The 18,701-nt window shown below is 65.0% G+C and carries 13 protein-coding genes; 6 read left to right on the top strand and 7 right to left on the bottom strand.

The annotated features are described in order from the left end of the window. Positions 1–136: 136 nt before the first annotated feature. The 4 genes from aroG to AC3WLT_RS22995 form a co-directional block, all read right to left on the bottom strand. Entirely contained in the window at positions 137–1,210 is a 1,074-nt protein-coding gene (gene aroG, locus AC3WLT_RS23010; RefSeq protein WP_115103789.1) for a 3-deoxy-7-phosphoheptulonate synthase AroG, read from the bottom strand. Positions 1,211–1,614: 404 nt separating this feature from the next. Further along, complete coding sequence (tldD, locus tag AC3WLT_RS23005) at positions 1,615–3,081, bottom strand: metalloprotease TldD (RefSeq protein ID WP_492593987.1); 1,467 nt, start codon at positions 3,079–3,081, stop codon at positions 1,615–1,617. Positions 3,082–3,183: 102 nt separating this feature from the next. Next, complete coding sequence (locus AC3WLT_RS23000) at positions 3,184–4,059, bottom strand: carbon-nitrogen hydrolase family protein (RefSeq protein ID WP_492593986.1); 876 nt, start codon at positions 4,057–4,059, stop codon at positions 3,184–3,186. A gap of 126 nt (positions 4,060–4,185) precedes the next feature. Next, the gene (locus AC3WLT_RS22995) at positions 4,186–8,358 is read right to left on the bottom strand and encodes a YhdP family protein (protein ID WP_492593985.1); all 4,173 of its coding nucleotides are present in this window, start codon (positions 8,356–8,358) and stop codon (positions 4,186–4,188) included. Between the two features lie 186 nt (positions 8,359–8,544). Between AC3WLT_RS22995 and glnE the strand changes: the two genes are divergently transcribed. Beyond that, positions 8,545–11,337, top strand: a complete 2,793-nt coding sequence (gene glnE, locus AC3WLT_RS22990; RefSeq protein WP_492593984.1) for a bifunctional [glutamate--ammonia ligase]-adenylyl-L-tyrosine phosphorylase/[glutamate--ammonia-ligase] adenylyltransferase — start codon at positions 8,545–8,547, stop codon at positions 11,335–11,337. A gap of 20 nt (positions 11,338–11,357) precedes the next feature. Here glnE and recN read toward each other — a convergent pair whose 3' ends face one another. Beyond that, a complete protein-coding gene (recN, locus tag AC3WLT_RS22985) occupies positions 11,358–13,028 on the bottom strand; it encodes a DNA repair protein RecN (RefSeq protein ID WP_492593983.1) in 1,671 nt (556 codons plus the stop codon). Positions 13,029–13,100: 72 nt separating this feature from the next. Next, positions 13,101–13,997: an NAD kinase gene (locus AC3WLT_RS22980; protein ID WP_492593982.1), complete on the bottom strand. Its 897-nt coding sequence runs from the start codon at positions 13,995–13,997 to the stop codon at positions 13,101–13,103. A gap of 360 nt (positions 13,998–14,357) precedes the next feature. Here AC3WLT_RS22980 and hrcA point away from each other — a divergent pair, with 360 nt between their 5' ends. From hrcA to AC3WLT_RS22965, 3 genes are all read left to right on the top strand, one after another. After that, on the top strand, positions 14,358–15,377 hold the full coding sequence (gene hrcA / locus AC3WLT_RS22975) for a heat-inducible transcriptional repressor HrcA (protein ID WP_492593981.1): 1,020 nt from the start codon (positions 14,358–14,360) through the stop codon (positions 15,375–15,377). 164 nt (positions 15,378–15,541) lie between these two features. Then, positions 15,542–16,624 carry a ferrochelatase gene (gene hemH, locus AC3WLT_RS22970; protein WP_492593980.1) on the top strand — a complete coding sequence of 361 codons (1,083 nt, stop codon included), beginning with the start codon at positions 15,542–15,544 and terminating at the stop codon, positions 16,622–16,624. Further along, positions 16,621–17,028: an RNA-binding S4 domain-containing protein gene (locus AC3WLT_RS22965; protein ID WP_492593979.1), complete on the top strand. Its 408-nt coding sequence runs from the start codon at positions 16,621–16,623 to the stop codon at positions 17,026–17,028. The genes hemH and AC3WLT_RS22965 overlap by 4 nt, the downstream gene beginning before the upstream one ends. Here AC3WLT_RS22965 and AC3WLT_RS22960 read toward each other — a convergent pair. Then, complete coding sequence (locus AC3WLT_RS22960) at positions 17,000–17,161, bottom strand: hypothetical protein (RefSeq protein ID WP_165848039.1); 162 nt, start codon at positions 17,159–17,161, stop codon at positions 17,000–17,002. The two genes, AC3WLT_RS22965 and AC3WLT_RS22960, sit on opposite strands and share 29 nt — an antisense overlap. Before the next feature lie 382 nt (positions 17,162–17,543). Between AC3WLT_RS22960 and grpE the strand changes: the two genes are divergently transcribed. Both grpE and AC3WLT_RS22950 read left to right on the top strand, forming a co-directional pair. Next, entirely contained in the window at positions 17,544–18,134 is a 591-nt protein-coding gene (gene grpE / locus AC3WLT_RS22955) for a nucleotide exchange factor GrpE (RefSeq protein WP_492594016.1), read from the top strand. 36 nt (positions 18,135–18,170) lie between these two features. Further along, positions 18,171–18,608: a thioredoxin family protein gene (locus AC3WLT_RS22950; RefSeq protein WP_492593978.1), complete on the top strand. Its 438-nt coding sequence runs from the start codon at positions 18,171–18,173 to the stop codon at positions 18,606–18,608. Positions 18,609–18,701: the final 93 nt, after the last annotated feature.

The following is an 18,701-nucleotide window of genomic DNA, read 5'->3' as shown; positions in this document are numbered from 1 at the left end:
CGGGTCAAGCCGGCGATGAGTTGTTACGGTACAGAGACGGTTCATGAAGCACCATTAGTCCCGTTTGGCTAACAAAAAACCCGGCTCGGTGAGCCGGGTTTTTCGCTGAACCCATTGCAGCAATGGCACAGGACTTTTAGTTGCCGCTGCCGCGCGCCACGCGCCGTTGCTTGACCGCTTCGGCGAGACCTTCCAGTACAGCGACGCTTTCGTCCCAGCCGATGCACGCATCGGTGATGCTCTGGCCGTACGTCAGCGCGCAGCCTTCCTGCAGATCCTGGCGGCCCGCGACCAGATGCGACTCCACCATCACGCCGACAATCCGTTCGTCACCTGACGCAATCTGGCGGCCGATATCCGCGCACACGGGAATCTGATTCTCGTGCTTCTTCGAGCTGTTCGCGTGGCTCGCGTCGATCATCAGACGCGCAGCGAGACCGGCCTTGCCGATGTCGGCACAAGCGGCGTTCACGCTATCCGCGTCGTAGTTCGGCGTCTTGCCGCCGCGCAGGATGATGTGGCAATCCTCATTGCCGGCGGTCGAGACGATCGCGGAGTGACCGCCCTTGGTGACCGACAGGAAATGGTGCGGCTGCGACGCGGCCTTGATCGCGTCGACGGCGATCTTGACGTTGCCGTCCGTGCCGTTCTTGAAGCCGACCGGGCACGACAGCCCCGAAGCCAGTTCACGATGCACTTGCGACTCGGTGGTGCGCGCACCGATCGCGCCCCATGAGATCAGGTCGGCGATGTACTGCGGGCTGATCATGTCGAGGTATTCGGTGCCGGCCGGCAGGCCCAGTTCGTTGATGCGCAGCAGCAGCTCGCGCGCGGTGCGCAGGCCGTCATTGATCTTGAAGCTGTTGTCCATGTGCGGGTCGTTGATGAGACCCTTCCAGCCTACAGTGGTGCGCGGCTTTTCGAAGTACACGCGCATCACGACTTCGAGTTCGCCGGCGAAGCGCTTGCGCTGTTCGACCAGACGCCCGGCGTATTCCATCGCCGCCTTCGTGTCGTGAATCGAGCACGGTCCGATGACGACGATCAGACGATCTTCCATGCCGTGCAGGATGCGATGCATCGCCGTGCGCGAGTTGTAGATCACGTCGGACACCGTTTCGTCGCAGGCGAATTCGCGGATCAGGTGGGCGGGCGGCGTGAGTTCTTTCAATTCGCGGATGCGGACATCGTCGGTGTTGTGCGGGGGCATGGTTGTTCTCCTGAATCGGTTCGTAGCGTGTTCGCGCAGGCAACGAAGGCTGCGATCAGAAAGCAATCGGGCAGCGATGCCAGAGCGGACGACAATCAATAAAGTTTCAAAGACAAAATTTCGAAAGCGTGAGGCGAAAAAAAACCGCCAGGCTAGCTGGCGGTTTTTCGGGAATTCCTGGTGTCCTGCATGCACTAACACCCCTCTCGATCCGCCAGCGGTCTGAGATACCAAAAAAAGTAAAAGTAAAACTTGGCGGACATGGCGAAATGAGGTCGCTGGTCAAAAAGGGTGAGTGACTTTATAACCCGCGCAGGCTCGGCTGGCAACCCGAGGGGTGTAAAAATGCGGGAAATCCGCATATTTCGCTCGAGAAATGCACGAAGTATGCGTGAACCTGAAAATCAGGCCGTGCCGCCAACCGTCATCCGGTCGATCCGCAGCGTCGGTTGGCCGACGCCCACCGGCACGCTCTGGCCTTCCTTGCCGCACACGCCGACGCCCGAATCCAGCTTCATGTCGTTGCCGATCATGCTGACGTATTTGAGCGATTCCGGGCCGCTGCCGATCAGCGTGGCGCCCTTGACCGGGTAGGTGACCTTGCCGTTTTCGATCATGTACGCCTCGGAGGCCGAGAACACGAACTTGCCGTTCGTGATGTCGACCTGGCCGCCGCCGAAGTTCACCGCGTACAAACCGTTCTTCACGGACGCGATGATTTCCTGCGGGCCTTTGTCGCCATTGAGCATGTACGTGTTGGTCATGCGCGGCATCGGCAGCGCGGCGTACGACTCGCGCCGCGCATTGCCCGTGACCGGCATCTTCATCAGACGCGCGTTCAGCGTGTCCTGGATGTAGCCCTTCAGGATGCCGTCTTCGATCAGCGTCGTGCACTGAGTCGGGTTGCCTTCGTCGTCGATATTGAGCGAGCCGCGGCGGTTCGGCAGCGTGCCGTCGTCGACCACGGTGACGCCCTTGGCAGCGACCTGCTCGCCGATGCGTCCAGCAAATGCCGACGAACCCTTGCGGTTGAAGTCACCTTCCAGACCGTGGCCGATCGCTTCGTGCAGCAGCACGCCGGGCCAGCCCGGGCCGAGCACGACGGTCATCGCGCCAGCCGGAGCCGGACGGGCGTCGAGATTGACCAGCGCCGCGTGCACGGCGTCGTCGACATAGCGCGACAGCACTTCGTCGGTGAAGTAGCCGTAGTCGAAACGGCCACCGCCGCCGCCGCTGCCGATTTCGCGGCGGCCGTTCTGTTCGGCGATCACCGTAACCGACACGCGCACCAGCGGCCGGATGTCGGCCGCAAAGCCGCCGTCGCTGCGCGCCACGAGCACCACGTCGTATTCACCGGCGAGGCCTGCCATCACTTGCTGGATGCGCGGGTCGCGCCCGCGCGCCATCTGTTCGATGCGTTCGAGCAGCTTGACCTTGGCGGTGGCGTCGAGCGAATGCAGCGGATCGGACGGCAGGTACAGGTCACGCCCGGCGATGCCGGTCAGCGACGACGCCACCTTGACCTTCTGCTTGCCGCCGCCTGCCTTGGCGATCGCGCGGGTGGCGATGGCCGCCTGACGGATCGCTTCGGGCGACAGGTCGTCCGAATACGCGAAAGCCGTGCGGTCGCCCGATACGGCGCGCACGCCGACGCCCTGATCGATGCTGAAGCTGCCCGACTTCACGATGCCTTCTTCGAGACTCCACGCTTCGCTGCGCGTCAACTGGAAATACAGGTCCGCGTAGTCGATCTTGTGCGTGAAGATTTCGGCGAGCGTGCGGGTGAGCAGGGATTCGTCGAGACCGTAGGGCGTCAGGAGGATGTCCTTGGCGGTGGCGAGATTACGGATACCGGGTTCGATGATATTCATGCGAAGTATGTTCTGCTCGATACGAAGGATTCGGTTAGCGCCACGGTCACTATATGAGTGGGCGGCGCCGCAGTTTCAATGTCGGGTTTTAACTTGGATCGGTCAACTCAGCACGCGGTGACGCCAGGCGGGCAGGCTCTGCCGCACTTCGTCGATGCGCGCACGCTCGAGATTGCCGGCCACCACGCCGGCGCCTTCGTCGCGCACCGCGACGATCTCGCCCCACGGGTCGATCAGCATGCTGTGGCCCCATGTCCGGCGGCCGTTCTCATGTTTGCCGCCTTGCGCGGCGGCCAGCACGTAGCACTGGTTTTCGACCGCCCGGGCGCGCAGCAACATGTCCCAATGCGCGCGGCCGGTGGTGTAGGTGAACGCCGACGGCACCACGATCAGCGCGCAGTCGCCCATGCGCCGGTACAGCTCCGGAAAGCGCAGATCGTAGCAGACCGACAGACCGACGCGTCCGAACGGCGCCTCGAAGGTGCGGACTTCGCCGCCGGGGCAGATGGTGCGCGCCTCGTCGAACGATTCGTCGCCCTTTTCGAAGTTGAACAGATGGATCTTGTCGTAGCGCGCGGCCTCGGCGCCTTGCGGGTCGAACACCAGCGTGGTGTTCAGCACGCGCGAGGCTTCCGGCGCCATCAGCGGCAGCGTGCCGCCGATCACCCAGACCTTGTGACGGCGCGCGGCATCGGCGAGAAAGCGCTGGATCGGTCCGTCCTGGTAGGGTTCGCGCACGGCGAGCTTGTCTGTGTCCTTGAAGCCCATGAAGCAGAAGTATTCAGGCAGCAGGACGAGTTGCGCGCCGTCAGCGGCGGCTTCGGCGATCAGCCGTTCCGCTTCGGCAAGATTGCGCTCCCGATCCGGCGTGCTGACCATTTGCAGCGCGGCGACGCGAAATACGCTTGCGGGGGATCCGCTGGACGCCGCGGAGGACGCGGCGGTGGACGAGGTTGAAGAGACGTGTGTTTCGCTCATGAGCGTTTCCAACAACTCCCGGCAAAGGCGGCGGCGTCAACCGCTCGCGCCGCGTACGTCGATCAAGGCTGGCTGGGGCCGCTGGCGCGGCACCGCGCTCTATTCGTCAATCTGGTGAAACAGGGCTCAGTGCGCTTCCACGGTCGAAGCCGGAGCGTCCATCTTACCGCGATCGCTCTTCACCCGCTCGATGTGCGGTTTCGACCACGAACCGGTAATCGCGTACTCGCGCGCAAACGCCGTGGAGACCGACTTGCTGAACGCCAGATCGGCCACCAGCGCGCCCAGACCCAGCAGCGGATTGATCACGGTCGCGGCGATCACCGCGGCGCCCGCGCTGACGGTCGGCACGATCGCCACGTGCAGGTCCTGGGTTTCCTGTGCCAGATCGACCGAACCCTTCATTTCGGCGCGCGCCGGCGCCGTGACCATCTCGAAGTTCTCGGTGCGGCCGATGCCGTTATGGATCTGGCCGGTGCCCGTGACGTGTTCGAACGGCAGCCCCTCGCCGATCACGTCGCGGAAATTCAGCGTGGCGAAGCGCGCGAGGCTTTGCAGGCTCAGCACGCCCAGCAGCTTGGCGACGCCCGGGTCGACCTTGAGAATCTGCCCGTGGCGCAGATCGACGGCCAGATTGCCGTTGAGCGTCGGATAGTCGATTGCGGTCGGGCCGCCGCGCCACACCATCTTGCCCGACAGCGTGCCGCTGCCGGCCTTGAGCGTGCGCGGCTGGCCGAAGCGCTCGAGCAGCGCGCCGGCGTCCTTGATGTCGAGTTTGAAATCGAACACGGTACGGCGCGGTGTCGCTTCGTCGGCGGTATTGCCCAAGCCCGTCGAGGTGCGCCAGTTGGCCGTGGCGGTCAGCGTGGCGGCGGGGTTGCTGATGTCGAGCTTGTCGAGTTGCCAGACCGGCACGCCGTCTTCGTCGAAATTGTGCGCGTCGACTTCGAGGCGGCCGATATTGTGATCGCGCACGATCAGTTCGTTGACCACCAGATCGATCGACGGCATGTTCTGCGCCGGCGCCGACATCGCCTGGCCGAGCAGATCCTTGTCCGTGGCCGAGGGAATCACCACGCGGGCGAAGCGCGCCTGCAGCGTGCCCGGCGATTCCTTGTTGGCGCCCGGCAGCCAGGAAACGTGACCGGACACCTGGTTCGACGCGATATTGGCCTGCCATTTGCCTTCGGCATGCGACGCGCCGACGATCACGCTGTCCCAGTGGCGCTTGAGCAGCGTGAGTGTGCCGATGTGCAGCGCGAAGCGGCTCGGCAGGAATTGCGCGACAGTGCTGTTCGGCGTGGCGGCGGTCGCCTCCTTATTGCGCATCTGCGTGACGAGCGCGCGCCAGGCGTCGGCGTCGAACGCTTCGACGTCGACGGCAGCGATCACACCTTCGGACGGCAACTCGGCAGGGCGGTTCACGCCGACCGCGCCCAGCACGACGGCCGGCGGCGTGTTCGGCCGGTAGCGCAGCAGATAGGCGGCGGCGATCGGGCCGAAGGTCAGGTCGGCGCGTTCCAGACCGGATTCGCTCGCCGTGGCCGCAGGGCTGATGGCGAAGCGCAGCGGCATCGGCGTGCCGACCGGCTTGTTGAACGGGGCGGGGAAGTCGAGCGCGAGGCCGGTCAGATCGGAGTTCGCCGTGACTTCCGGCAGCCGGCCCCTCGCGCCGCGCACGTTGAGCGCGTAGGGCGCGCTGCCGCTCATGCGCGTCAGCACCTGCTCGGCCGGGCCATGCAGATTGAGACCGCGCGCCGCGTCGACGGCGATATGGCCGCCGACATCGAGCGCATACGTGCCGTCCTGCTTCAATCCGCCTTTCGCGCGCACGTCGCCGCCCATGAACTGGCCGGAGAGCCGGTCGGTCTGCGCGGTATGTTCGGTGAAGCGCACCTTGCCGTTCAGTTGCGACAGCGGCGGCACGTTCTCGACCGTCAGGCGGTTGTTCTGAAAGCCGACTGCGCCTTCCACGGCGATATGCGGTTTCGGCGTGCGCGGCACCGTCAGCTTGAGCGCCAGCGCGGCGGGTCCTTCGGCGCGCACCTTCGCGGTCGCGTGTCTGGACATGATGCCGAGCGAGCTTTCGTTGACGTAGTCGAGCATGTCGGCGAGCGGCCCGCGGCCGTCGCCGTCGATGACGAGGTTCGACGCCTTGGTGCCGAGGTCGTCGATCTTGCCGCTCACCCTGGTCAGCGCGACGCGCTTGTAATGCGCGCGGTCGATATCGAAACGCAGCACGTTCTGCTTGAGCTCGAACACGCCGTCGATGCCGTCCAGCGGCGGCCACACGTTCGGCGTGCCGTTCTTCATCTTGCGCGGCGGGTACGGCGAGGGGTCGAACTTGCCGCCCTTGAACGGCGCGACGATATGGAAAAGCCCCGCGGTCGGCTCGCGCGAATACGGGAATTGGGTCAGGTCGCCGTGCACTTCGATGGTCGCGCCGTGCGACATGCCGGCTTGCAGCCCGTGGCCCAGATAGATGCGCAGTTTTTCGCTGATGCTGGTCGGCAGATAGCGGACGATGCGCGTCACCTGCGCGCGCTGGAAGTCCGCTTTCAGATCGAGCGAGCCGCGCCCATGGCCGGGATTGCTGTAACTGGCCGTAGCAGTGGCCGCGACGTCCGCGTTGGAGACGCCGAAGTCGGCCACTTTCACAGCGAACGCCCGGTGGTTCTCACCTGGCGCTTTCGGCGTGATGGTCCAGTCGGCGCGGCCATGCAGGTGGTCGAGCTTCAGGCGCGGATCGTCGAATACGCCTGGCAGCGTGAGCGCGACGTTCGACGTGTTGAGAAGCGCCGAGCCGTGGTTTTCGTCGGCATCGACGTGGCCCCACAGGTTTTCGATGCCCGGTATGCCGGCGCGCGGGTGATTTCGCGCCGTCAGCCCGGGCGGCGGTTCCTGCGCGGCGACGCTGATGCCTTGCAGATCGCCCTTGAAGCGATAGCGCTCGATCGGCTCGGCGCCGCTCGGCCGGTGGTCGCTGCCCGCTTCGCCGGACTCCGGTTTGCCGCGCTCGACTTCGATCACGTAGTTCGCGACCAGTCCGCGTGGATTGAAGCGCACAAGGCTGTTCAGGAGACGCGTCGGCAACGGCAGCGCGCGGCTGAATTCGGCGAGGATGCCCAGATCGACGCGGTCGCCGCTGACGCTGACGAGTTGCCCATGCTGCAGCGTGGCGGTCCGGTAGCGGCCGTTCAGCGTCGTTAGCGCGAGGATGCGGGTGAGCGGCGTGCCGTCGTCGAGCGCCGGCTGGCCGAGTTCGGCGTGCAAATCGCTCAGTTGCAGCCTGTAGTCGCCCTGGTCGGCTTCGAGGCGCCACGAGAAATTGGCGACCGGCACGACCAGCCTGGGCTGGGTAGGGCGCACCCGCATCGCGACCTCCGTGCCGGCAAGCTGGCCGCCCGCCGACTTCATGCGGCCATCGGCGAAGTCGACCCAGATCGCATTGTCGATGCGGCCTGCAAACGTCTCGATCGGGAAATTGACGTAGCGCGCGAGCGTCGGCAGATCGACCGGTCCGGTCGATACGTAGACCTGGCCAGTCCAGTTGACCGGCTTGCCGATCGCGGAGAGCGGCGCGTGTTTGAAATGCGCGCGGAAATCGAGCGGGCCGTGCAGGACCTGGCCTTCGGCGGGCGCCTGCAGCGCGAGCCGGTGATCGTAGCCGTCGTTGAGAATCGCAAGGCGGATGTCGTGCAGCGCGAGTTCCGGCGCATCGTGTTGCGCGTCGCGCCAGCGCAGGACCCCGCCGCGCAGCACGATGGCCTGCTGGCGCAATAGCCAGGTGGACAATATGTCGTTGCCGCTGTGCTGGGTCGGCACCGGCACGCCCGCCACCGAAAGCACGCCGTCGCTGGTGCGCGACACCAGCACGTCAGGCTGATCGACGATCAGGCTGGAAAGCGCCGGATGAAACTGCCAGAGCGACTTCCATGACAGCGTCGCGGTAGCGTGCGGAATGGTCAGCGCGGCCTTGCCTTCGTGATCGCGGATGACGATATCGGTGACGTCGAGGCCCGGCTGAAAGCCGCTCCAATGCGGCGCCAGCTTGCCGATGGTGAATTGCGTGTGCAGCTTGTCGGAGACGGTGGCTTCGATCTGCGGCCGGAACGAATCGATGCGCGGCAGCAGCACGTACCGCAAACCGAGAAACAGACCCGCCGCGATGAAGTAGAGGGCGAGTGCGAGCGCCAGCACCACGTGGGACGTCCGATGCAGCAAGACGTGCGCGCTTCCGCTCGCGGGCCGGACCTGGCCGGTTTCGTGCGGGTCGGCTGATTCGTTTCGCTCGGACATGCTGCGGCGGGTAGGCGTATGGTAGTTTTGCGAATTAACGACGAAATGTAACACACGGCATAGTGTCGGCGGACTTCCGGCAAACCCTGTCCGCATGCCGTCTTGCGACTTGCGCGAGGCCGGCTGACCCCTGTGCTACAGCGAACTGAACAACGCATATAAAGCAACGAGCGAGCCAGACCCTTGATGACTGATGCCACTCTCCTGAGTTCCAGCTATTCACGCTACGCGGCACGCGCCGCAGCGGCCCGTCCGCAACTCGTGGCGCATGTGGCGGCGCTGGCGTCCGCGCCGCTCAGCCGTGAACGCATCGACGCGCGTTTCGACATGCTGTGCGCCGAGGCGGCGGAGGCGGCCGGCGGCGCATTGAGCGAGGATGCACTCAAACGGGCTTTGCGCCAGTTGCGAACCGAGGTGTTTTGCGCCGTGATGGAGCGCGACCTGGCCGGCGAGGCGGATGTCGCCGAAGTCACCGGCGCAATGACCGACCTGGCCGAGACGACGATCCGGCGCGCGCTGGCGGTCCTGTGCGCCGAACTCGAAGTGCTGTACGGCGAGCCGCGCGGGCCGCAAGGCGAGCGGCTTGCTTTGGGCGTGGTCGGGATGGGCAAGCTGGGCGGGCGCGAGCTGAACGTGTCGTCGGATATCGACCTGATCTTCATCTATGAGGAAGACGGCGAGACGGCGGGTGGCCAGCGTTCGCCAATCGCCGTGCAGGACTTTTTTACGCGCCTCGGCAAGCGCCTGATCGGCGCTTTGGCGGAAGTGACCGCCGACGGCTACGTGTTTCGCGTCGATATGCGCCTGCGGCCGAATGGCGATTCGGGGCCGCTGGTGTGCAGCATCGGCATGCTCGAAGAGTATTTCTACGTGCAGGGCCGCGAATGGGAGCGCTATGCGTGGATCAAGGGGCGGCTCGTGTCCGAGGGCGTGAGCGATGCCGCGCAGCGCTTGCAGAAGCAGCTCGACGCGATCGTCACGCCGTTCGTCTATCGCCGCTACCTCGACTTCGGCGTGATCAGCGCGATTCGCGCGCTGCATTTGCAGATTCGCCAGGAAGCGCAGCGCCGCGCGTCGATGCGGCCCGACAAGGCCGACGACATCAAGCTGGGCCGCGGCGGCATCCGCGAAATCGAGTTCAGCGCCCAGGTGTTCCAGCTGATCCGCGGCGGCCAGGATGCCGGTTTCCGCGTGCGGCCGACGCTCGCGGTGCTGCGGCACGCTGCAACTCACGGGCTGATCGACACGGCGGTGTGCGTGAAGCTTTCGCAGGCGTACCGCTTCCTGCGCGAACTCGAACATCGCCTGCAATACCGCAACGACGCGCAGACCCACGCGATGCCGGTCGATCCCGAAGAACGCGCAGCGCTCGCTCATGCGATGGGTTGCGACGACTACGCGGCGCTGATGGCGAAGCTCGACGCCCACCGCGAATTTGTCGAACAGCAGTTCGACCAGATTTTCGCCGACAAGGTGAGCGGCCGCGACGGCTGCGGCGCACCTGAGGACGGCGCGGCAGCGTGGGTCTGGAGCAGCGCGCTCGCCGACGACAGCGCGGACGAAGCCTTGCGGGCCCGTCTGACCGAACTGGGCGTGGCCGAACCGGGCGATCTGCTGGCGCGACTGCGCGCGGTGTGGCAGTCGTCGCGTTACGCGGGGTTGGCCGAGCGCAGCCGGCAACGTTTCGACATCGTCGCGCAGCGCGCGCTGGAAGCCGCGCGTACGCTGGAGCCGGCCGGGCGGCGCGGCGACACGGTGGCGCGCTTTTTCGACCTGCTCGAAGCGGTGAGCCGGCGCGGCGCGTACCTGGCGTTGCTGACCGAGTATCCGCAGGCGCTGCATCGGGTGCTGTCGGTGCTGGGCGGTTCGCGCTGGGCGGCCGGCTATCTGATTCGCCACCCGCAATTGCTCGACGAACTGCTCGACGACGAAGCGATCGCCAGTCCGTTCGATTGGCTCGAGTTCAAGCGCACGCTGCGCCTGCGTCTGGCCGCCGCCGACGGCGTCGAACAGCAGATGGACTTGTTGCGCCATGCGCACCAGGCCGAGGTGTTCCGCATCCTGCTCATCGATCTGGCCGGCAAGCTGAGCGTCGAACACGTGAGCGACCGCCTGTCCGAACTCGCCGACGCCGTGCTCGACGTGACGCTCGAAGCCGTCTGGAAGCAGTTGCCCAAACGCCATCGCGAGGTGCCGCGCTTCGCGGTGATCGCCTACGGCAAGCTGGGCGGCAAGGAACTGGGCTACGCGTCCGACCTCGACGTGATCTTCCTCTATGACGATCCCGACGATGCCGCCGCGGACGTCTACGCAACCTACACGCGCCGCCTGATCACCTGGCTGACGACCGCGACCGGCGCCGGCACCCTGTTCGACGTCGATTTGCGGCTGCGGCCGAACGGCGAGTCGGGCCTGCTCGTCACCGATCTGGACGCGTTTCGCCGTTATCAGCTGCGCGAAGGCGACGCCGCCAACACCGCGTGGGTCTGGGAGCATCAGGCATTGAGCCGGGCGCGTTACTGCGCGGGCGACGCCGGCATCGGCGCGCAATTCGAAGCAATCCGTGAACAGGTGCTGACGACGCCGCGCGAGGCCGCGCCGCTGGCGGCGGAAATCGTCGAGATGCGCGAGCGCGTCGAGGCCGGACATCCGAACCATACGGCGCTCTTCGACCTGAAGCACGACCGCGGCGGGATGGTCGATATCGAATTCACCGTGCAGTACTGGGTGCTGCTGCACGCGGCGAGCGATCCGGCACTGATCCGCAATACCGGCAATATCACGTTGCTGCGCGAAGTGTCGCGTTTCGGCTTGATGAGCGAGGCGGAAGCGGAGACGGTGGGCGCGGCGTATCGAACCTACCGGAAGTTGCAGCATAGGCTGCGTCTGGATGGGATGGAGAAGGCGCGAGTCGATCCTGCTTCGGTGGCAAGCGAGCGCGAGGCGGTGCTGGCGCTGTGGAAGCGGGTGTTTGGCTGACTTTCCGGCGCGCTTGCCGCCTACGCCGCCAGCATTTCCTTCGCGTGTTTGCGGGTGGTCGCGGTGATCTCCAGGCCGCCGAGCATTCGCGCGACTTCTTCGACACGGCTCGCGCGGTCGAGCGAGGTCACGCTGCTGACCGTGCCGCCCTTGCCGTTGCCCGCTTTCGCCACCTGGAAATGATGGTCGCCGCGCGCGGCCACTTGCGGCAGGTGCGTGACGCACAGCACCTGGCGCGCCCGGCCGAGCTGATGCAGCAAGCGGCCTACGACTTCCGCGACGCCGCCGCCGATCCCCGTATCCACTTCGTCGAAGATCAAGGTTGGCGTTGGGCTTGCCGCGCTGGCGATCACGGCCAACGCAAGGCTGATCCGCGCCAGTTCGCCGCCGGAGGCGACTTTCGCGAGCGGCCGCAACGGCACGCCCGCATGACCGGCGACGCGAAATTCGACCTGTTCGAGACCGTGCGCGCCACCTTCGGGCAGCGGTACCAGCGCGACGTCGAAGCTGCCGCCTTTCATCGACAGTTCCTGCATGCCGGTGGTCACCGCCGCGCCCAAAGCCTTGCCGGCCTTGGCGCGCGCCTTCGACAGTCTGGCTGCTTCGGTGAGGAAGGCTTCCTTGGCCTTGGCTTCGGCCGCGTGCAGGCTGTCGAGATCGGCGGCGGCGTCGAGCGCGGCCAGTTGCTTGCGACGCGCTTCGTGTTCTTCGGGCAGCGTTTCCGGCTGCAAGCGGAATTTGCGTGCGGTCGAGTGCAACGCGTCGAGGCGCTTTTCGACCTGCGCGAGCCGGTCCGGATCGAGTTCGAGCTTTTGCGCGTAGTGGCTGAGCGAATACGCCGCTTCCTGCAGCTGGATCTCGGCCGGTTCGAGTGCGGCCAGCACGTCGCTCAATGCCGGATCGATCTCCGCGAGATCGCGCACTTTCGAGACAATCGACGAGAGATGCGTGATCATCGCCTCATCCGATTCGGACAGCGCACTGAGCGCGCCCTGCACGCCGTCGATCAGGTTGGCCGAATGCGATAAGCGCCGATGCTCGCTGTTGACCTCTTCCCACTCGCCCGGCTGCGGCGCGAGCTTGTCCAGTTCGGTGAGCTGCCACGCGAGCCGCTCGCGTTCGAGTTGCAACTCGCGGTCGCGGGTTTGCGCGTGCTGGACGGCCTGGATCTTTTCGCGCCACGCGCGCCACGCACGCGTCACGGCTGCCGCGGGTTCGGTGAGACCGGCGTGCGTGTCGAACAGCTCGCGTTGCGCGTCCGGGCGCATCAGCAACTGGTGCGCGTGCTGCCCGTGAATATCCACCAGCATCTCGCCGACTTCGCGCAACTGCGCGAGCGTGGCCGCCGTGCCATTGATGAACGCCCGCGAGCGCCCGTTGGCATCCACCACGCGCCGCAGCATCACGGTGCCGCCGTGCTGGCCATCGTCCGCCGTTGCGCCGAACGCCTGCTCGTCGAGCCATTGCTCGACCTGCGCATGCGTCTCGAACTCGGCGGTGATGTCCGCCCGGCTCTCGCCGGTGCGCACCACGCTCGCATCGGCGCGGGCGCCAAGCGCGAGCGCCAGCGCGTCGATCAGGATCGACTTGCCGGCGCCGGTTTCGCCGGAGAAAACGGTAAAGCCGCCGTCGAATTCGAGATCGAGCGCGGCGACGATGACGAAGTCGCGTATCGAGAGGTGGCGAAGCATGGAGGTCGTCTGATGAGCTTAAAGTTTCGGGCCGCGGCGGTCGTACCGGTTCGTTCGGGTCCGCTCGGGGCTTTATATATCTTCTTCGTGCGACGGGTATTCGTTCCAGTGCAGTTTCTTGCGCAGCGTCGCGTAGTGGCTGTAGCCGACCGGATGCAGCATCGGCACCGTATGGCGCGAACGGCGCACTTCGATCGTGTCGCCCAGTTCAAGCGAGGTGAACGATTGCATGTCGAAATTGACGTTCACTTCGCGGCCCGAGACGATCTGGATGCTGACCTTGGAGTCGTCCGGCAGCACGATCGGCCGATTCGACAGCGCGTGCGGCGCTATCGGCACCAGCACGATGCCTTGCAGTTGCGGATGCAGGATCGGTCCTTGCGAGGACAGCGCGTACGCAGTCGAGCCGGTCGGCGTGGCGACGATCAGGCCGTCCGAGCGCTGGTTGTACATGAAGCGGCCGTCCACCGACACATGCAGCTCCGCCATCCCCGAAAAGCCGCTGCGGTTGACCACCACGTCGTTGAAGGCCAGCGCGTGATAGATCGGGTTGCCGCCGCGCATGATGCGTGCCTCGAGCAGCATGCGCTCTTCGCGCTCGAAGTTGCCGGACAGCATCTGCGGCACGATCTCGCTCATGTCGGAGATCGGGATGTCCGTAATGAAGCCGAGCCGCCCGTGGTTGATGCCGATCAGCGGCGTGCGGTATGGCGCGAGCTGGCGGCCGATGCCGAGCATCGTGCCGTCGCCGCCGAGCACCACCGCGACGTCGGCACGCGCGCCGATTTCGGCGGGACGCAGCGCCGGATAGTCGGTAATGCCGATTTCAGCGGCGGTTTCTGCTTCGAACACGACCTCGAAGCCACGCTTCGCGATGCACGAGGCGAGCGCGGTCAGCGGCTCGCCGATGCCCGGCGTATTGTTGCGCCCGACGAGCGCGACGGTCTTGAACTGGCTGGTCACTTGCATGCCGGCATTACACCATAGGTAGGGCCTGAAAAGAACCGCAGACAGACCCGGGAGCGGACCGGCCAACGCAGCCTGCCAGCGCGTTGCACGATTATCGTTAGAATGGTGAAGTCTTGATGACACGCGCGTGGGCTACGGCCGGTCGGCGCGCCACCAGTGGATTCGCCGGGCAGGCCGCCGGCGAAGCGCCGGGCGAAGTGCGGGGCAAAGCGCGGGGCAAAGCGCGGGATCAATTGCAAAGCGCCGCCCCGCCGACCGCTGGCTCGATGGTTAGTGCCTCGTGCAGTGCCTGACGCGGTTGGCGCCGTTAGCACCGTTGGCGCTCGCGATAGTCGCGGCGTTGAGCTAAAATTTTTCGTCATGCTAGATCCTCGCGCACAAACCCTCCTCAAAACGCTGATCGAGCGCTATATCGCCGAAGGTCAGCCGGTCGGCTCGCGCACGTTGTCACGCTATTCCGGGCTCGAATTGAGCCCGGCTACGATCCGCAACGTGATGTCCGACCTCGAGGACCTGGGGCTCGTGATCAGTCCGCACACTTCCGCGGGCCGCATTCCTACGCCGCGCGGCTACCGGCTGTTCGTCGATACGATGCTCACCGTCGAATCCGCCGCCGAGGAGGAAGCCGTCACCCGTACCGTCAAGACTACGCTGCAGGCCGGCGAGCCGCAGAAAATCGTCGCGGCGGCGGCCAGCGTGCTGTCCAACCTGTCGCAGTTCGCCGGCGTGGTGCTGACGCCGCGGCGCAGCCACGTGTTCAAGCAGATCGAATTCATGCGCCTGTCCGACAAGCGCATCCTGCTGATCATCGTGACGCCCGAGGGCGACGTGCAGAACCGCATCATGGCGACCCAGCGCGACTTCTCCCCGTCGCAACTGGTTGAAGCCTCCAATTACATCAATGCGCACTTCGCGGGCCTGTCGTTCGACGACGTGCGCCGGCGCCTGCGCGAAGAGATCGACGAACTGCGCGGCGACATGACCACGCTGATGCACGCCGCCGTCACGGCCAGTACCGACGAATCCGACACCGGCGAGACCGTGCTGATCTCCGGCGAGCGCAATCTGCTCGAGGTCGCCGACCTGTCGTCGGACATGGCGCGGCTGCGCAAGCTGTTCGATGTGTTCGACCAAAAGACCAGTCTCCTTCAGTTGCTCGATGTTTCGAGTCACGCCCAGGGCGTGCAGATTTTCATCGGCGGCGAGTCGAATCTCGTGCCGATCGAGGAAATGAGCGTCGTCACCGCGCCGTACGAGGTGAACGGCAAGATTGTCGGCACGCTCGGCGTGATCGGGCCCACTCGCATGGCCTACAACCGGGTGATACCGATTGTCGACATCACCGCCCGCCTGCTTTCGCTGACTCTCAGCCAGCAGTAAGCATTGGCCGCGGCGTTTCATGCTGCAAATGATGCGTGACGGCGCGCAGCTTGCCAATCGGCCGAATGGCCAGGGGGCGAGGCGGACCCCGCAATGGGCCACGCCGCTATAATGAATCCCACCTGAAACCGACTCTCCGCCTTGCGCGGTACTCCCTGTTGCCTATGCGCTTCGACCTCGAGCGGCCTTCGCAGAACGCCACGTCGCACCGTGTCGCCGTGTTGCTGATCAATCTCGGCACGCCCGACGCACCGACGCCGCGCGCGGTTCGCCGCTATCTGGCGCAGTTCCTGTCCGACCCGCGGGTGGTCGAAATTCCCGCTTTGATCTGGCAGGTGATCCTGCGGCTGTTGATTCTGCCGTCCCGCGGTCGTGCGTCGGCAAAGAAGTACGCGGCTGTCTGGATGCCTGAAGGCTCGCCGCTGCGCGTGTATACGGAGAAGCAGGTGGAGGGTTTGCGCCATTTGCTGCAATTGAACGACTACACGGTGCTGGTCGACTACGCGATGCGCTACGGCACGCCAGGTATCCCGGCCATGCTGAACCAGCTGAAACTGGCGGGCGCCGAGCGCGTGCTGCTGATGCCGATGTATCCGCAATACTCGTCGTCGACCACGGCCACGGCTTTCGACGACGCATTTTCGGCACTCAAGCGGATGCGCAATCAACCGGAAATCCGCACGGTGCGCCAGTATGCCGATCATCCGGCGTACATCGCCGCACTGGCCGCGCAGGTGCACCACTACTGGCATCAGCACGGCCGCCCGGACTTCGCGGCGGGCGACAAGCTGGTGCTCAGTTTTCACGGCGTGCCCAAGCGCACGCTCGATCTCGGCGATCCGTACCACGAGCAGTGCCAGCAAACCGGCGCGTTGTTGATGCATGCGCTGGAACTGACGCAGGTGGAATGCCGGATTACCTTCCAGTCGCGTTTTGGTCAAGCCGAATGGCTGCAGCCGTACACCGCCCCGACGCTGAAGGAGTTGGGCGCGGCGGGCGTGCGGCGGGCCGACGTGTTCTGTCCGGGCTTCACCGCCGACTGCCTTGAAACGATTGAGGAAATCGGCATGGAAGTGCGCGACGAGTTCCTGCATGCCGGCGGCAAGGAGTTTCACCGGATTCCCTGCGTCAATGCCTCACAGGCATGGATTGCCGCGCTTGGCGAGATCGTTGCACAGAATTTGCAGGGCTGGCCGGTGCAGGCGGTGCCTGTGCCGAATACAGCGGGGGCGCAGGCGGGCTCATGAATTACAAGGTTTCAACCGAACCGGGCGCAAAGCTGCGCATCGACAAATGGCTCTGGGCAGCGCGTTTCTTCAAGACGCGCTCGCTGGCGGCGGATGCGGTCGACAAAGGCCACGTCCGCATCGGCGGCGCCAGCGTCAAGCCGGCGAAGGACGTGCGTGTCGGCGACCTGGTCGAAATCGAGATCGAGCGGATTGTCTGGCAGGTGGAAGTGCTGGGCGTGTGCGACGTGCGCGGCCCGGCGAGCGTTGCGCAGACGCTTTATGCGGAAACCGGGGAGAGCAAGGCGAAGCGGCAGGTCGAGCAGGAGCGGCGCAAGACGTATCGCGAGCCGGCCGCCGCTTTGCACGGCCGGCCGACCAAGCGCGACCGGCGCATCATCGACAAATTTTCAGGTGGGGATTGAACAGCTGTTCCATCGTCGCGTGCACACCGCCATATTCGGTGGTGTGATCGTTGACGGCCCCGGACATGCAGATGGTCGTGGTGCCCGCGATCAGTACCAATGCGACCACCGATATTGCAAAGGTCAGTTTCACGGTACTCCCCTTGGGAAGATGGTGCAGGACGGAAACAGGCTTATCGGTTGGAATTGCAAAATGTCGGAAAGACTGACGTCAGATTAGGGTTAACGCGTCTTTTCCGATGCTTTAATGGAGCATAGGCCACTTGTCGTGCGTACTCAATCTCAATCTGATTGCGGCGCGATAATGGTTGTAACCGGGCATTTCCACGGTAAGTCCGTCGTGCGAAAAGTTCCGGGAGAGGCGCTTGAAATGGGTCTTTCAGGCCCCATCTGCCGTTTCGATACGCGGTAACGCGTCCCCCAGTTGTTGTCGCAATTTTGCAACGCACAAACTGCGCCAGCTTTGGGGCGGTGCCGCCACCGTTGGCTTTTACTTTTTAACGACTTTCAGCGACATGGAAAACACGCAAGAGAACCCGACGAGCCAGAATCCCACGCCCGCCGACGAAACCGCGCGCCAGGCCGCCGAGGCCGCAGCACCCCAGCAGGACGCGGTCGCGGCCGAAGCCGTTGCCACCGATTCGCCAGTTGCCGGCGTCGAGGCCGAGCTGGCTGAAGCCCAAGCCAGGATCGCCGAACTGCAGGAGAGCTTCCTGCGGGCGAAGGCCGAGACCGAAAACGTGCGCCGCCGTGCCCAGGAGGATGTGGCCAAGGCTCATAAATTCGCGATCGAAAGCTTCGCCGAGCATTTGCTGCCGGTAGTCGACAGCCTGGAAGCGGCGGTCGCTCACTCGTCCGACGATCTGCAGAAGGTGCGCGAAGGCGTCGAACTGACGCTGCGCCAACTTACCGGCGCGCTGGAAAAGGGCCGCGTCGTCGCCCTGAACCCGGTCGGCGAGAAGTTCGATCCGCACCGCCATCAGGCCATTTCGATGGTGCCGGCCGAGCAGGAGCCGAACACGGTTGTCGCCGTGCTGCAAAAGGGTTTCGTGATCGCCGACCGCGTGCTGCGTCCGGCGCTCGTGACCGTCGCGCAGCCGAAGTAAGCGCCACAGGCCGTCTCGCGCCGGCACGCACCCGTCATGGCCAACATTCCCGTCGACGCCACCGCGTTTGCCGCGTTCGGGATGCGGGAGCTGAGCGCCGAGTCGTTCGACGCAGGGCTGGCCGAAGCCGGGGATCAACTGGCCGTGGTGTTTTTCTGGGGTCTCGACTGCTTCAACTGCGAGATCGCCAAGAAGGCAATGCTGGCGCAGCCGGACGCGATTCGCGCGCTCGGTCTCAGATGGTTTCACAGCAACGTCTACGAGCACCGCGAACTGGGCCGCCGCTTCTCGCTTCATGGGGTGCCCACGTGGTTCTTCTTCCATCGTGGCAAACGGCTCGGCCGGGCAACCGGCTGGCACGGCGTTGGGCAGTTCGAGGCGGCCGTCGCGGCCGCACGGGAAAAAATCCGGGTGGCCGACGCGGACGGCGTTGCGCCAGGTGGCGACAAAAGCGGAAAAAGTTCGGCTGATTGAAAAAAATTAAAGACCGTATCGTAAAAGAGGTCTTGAAAACGATGCGGACGCACTTATGTTGAGTGCAGGTATGAATTGAGAGCGGAGTGCCTT

It is taken from the genome of Paraburkholderia sp. FW306-2-2C-D06C, from assembly GCF_058781505.1.
Note: the sequence above shows the minus strand (reverse complement) of the source record. Positions and strands in the feature narration are given on the sequence as shown.

Bases quoted from the DNA above. Each gene is read 5' to 3' on its own strand.
- AC3WLT_RS22995 (WP_492593985.1), bottom strand. From the start codon at position 8,358: ATGTCCGAGCGAAACGAATCAGCCGACCCGCACGAAACCGGCCAGGTC.
- hrcA (WP_492593981.1), top strand. From the start codon at position 14,358: ATGCTAGATCCTCGCGCACAAACCCTCCTCAAAACGCTGATCGAGCGC.
- tldD (WP_492593987.1), bottom strand. From the start codon at position 3,081: ATGAATATCATCGAACCCGGTATCCGTAATCTCGCCACCGCCAAGGAC.
- recN (WP_492593983.1), bottom strand. From the start codon at position 13,028: ATGCTTCGCCACCTCTCGATACGCGACTTCGTCATCGTCGCCGCGCTC.
- AC3WLT_RS22950 (WP_492593978.1), top strand. From the start codon at position 18,171: ATGGCCAACATTCCCGTCGACGCCACCGCGTTTGCCGCGTTCGGGATG.
- grpE (WP_492594016.1), top strand. From the start codon at position 17,544: ATGGAAAACACGCAAGAGAACCCGACGAGCCAGAATCCCACGCCCGCC.
- AC3WLT_RS22965 (WP_492593979.1), top strand. From the start codon at position 16,621: ATGAATTACAAGGTTTCAACCGAACCGGGCGCAAAGCTGCGCATCGAC.
- glnE (WP_492593984.1), top strand. From the start codon at position 8,545: ATGACTGATGCCACTCTCCTGAGTTCCAGCTATTCACGCTACGCGGCA.
- aroG (WP_115103789.1), bottom strand. From the start codon at position 1,210: ATGCCCCCGCACAACACCGACGATGTCCGCATCCGCGAATTGAAAGAA.
- AC3WLT_RS22980 (WP_492593982.1), bottom strand. From the start codon at position 13,997: ATGCAAGTGACCAGCCAGTTCAAGACCGTCGCGCTCGTCGGGCGCAAC.
- hemH (WP_492593980.1), top strand. From the start codon at position 15,542: ATGCGCTTCGACCTCGAGCGGCCTTCGCAGAACGCCACGTCGCACCGT.
- AC3WLT_RS23000 (WP_492593986.1), bottom strand. From the start codon at position 4,059: ATGAGCGAAACACACGTCTCTTCAACCTCGTCCACCGCCGCGTCCTCC.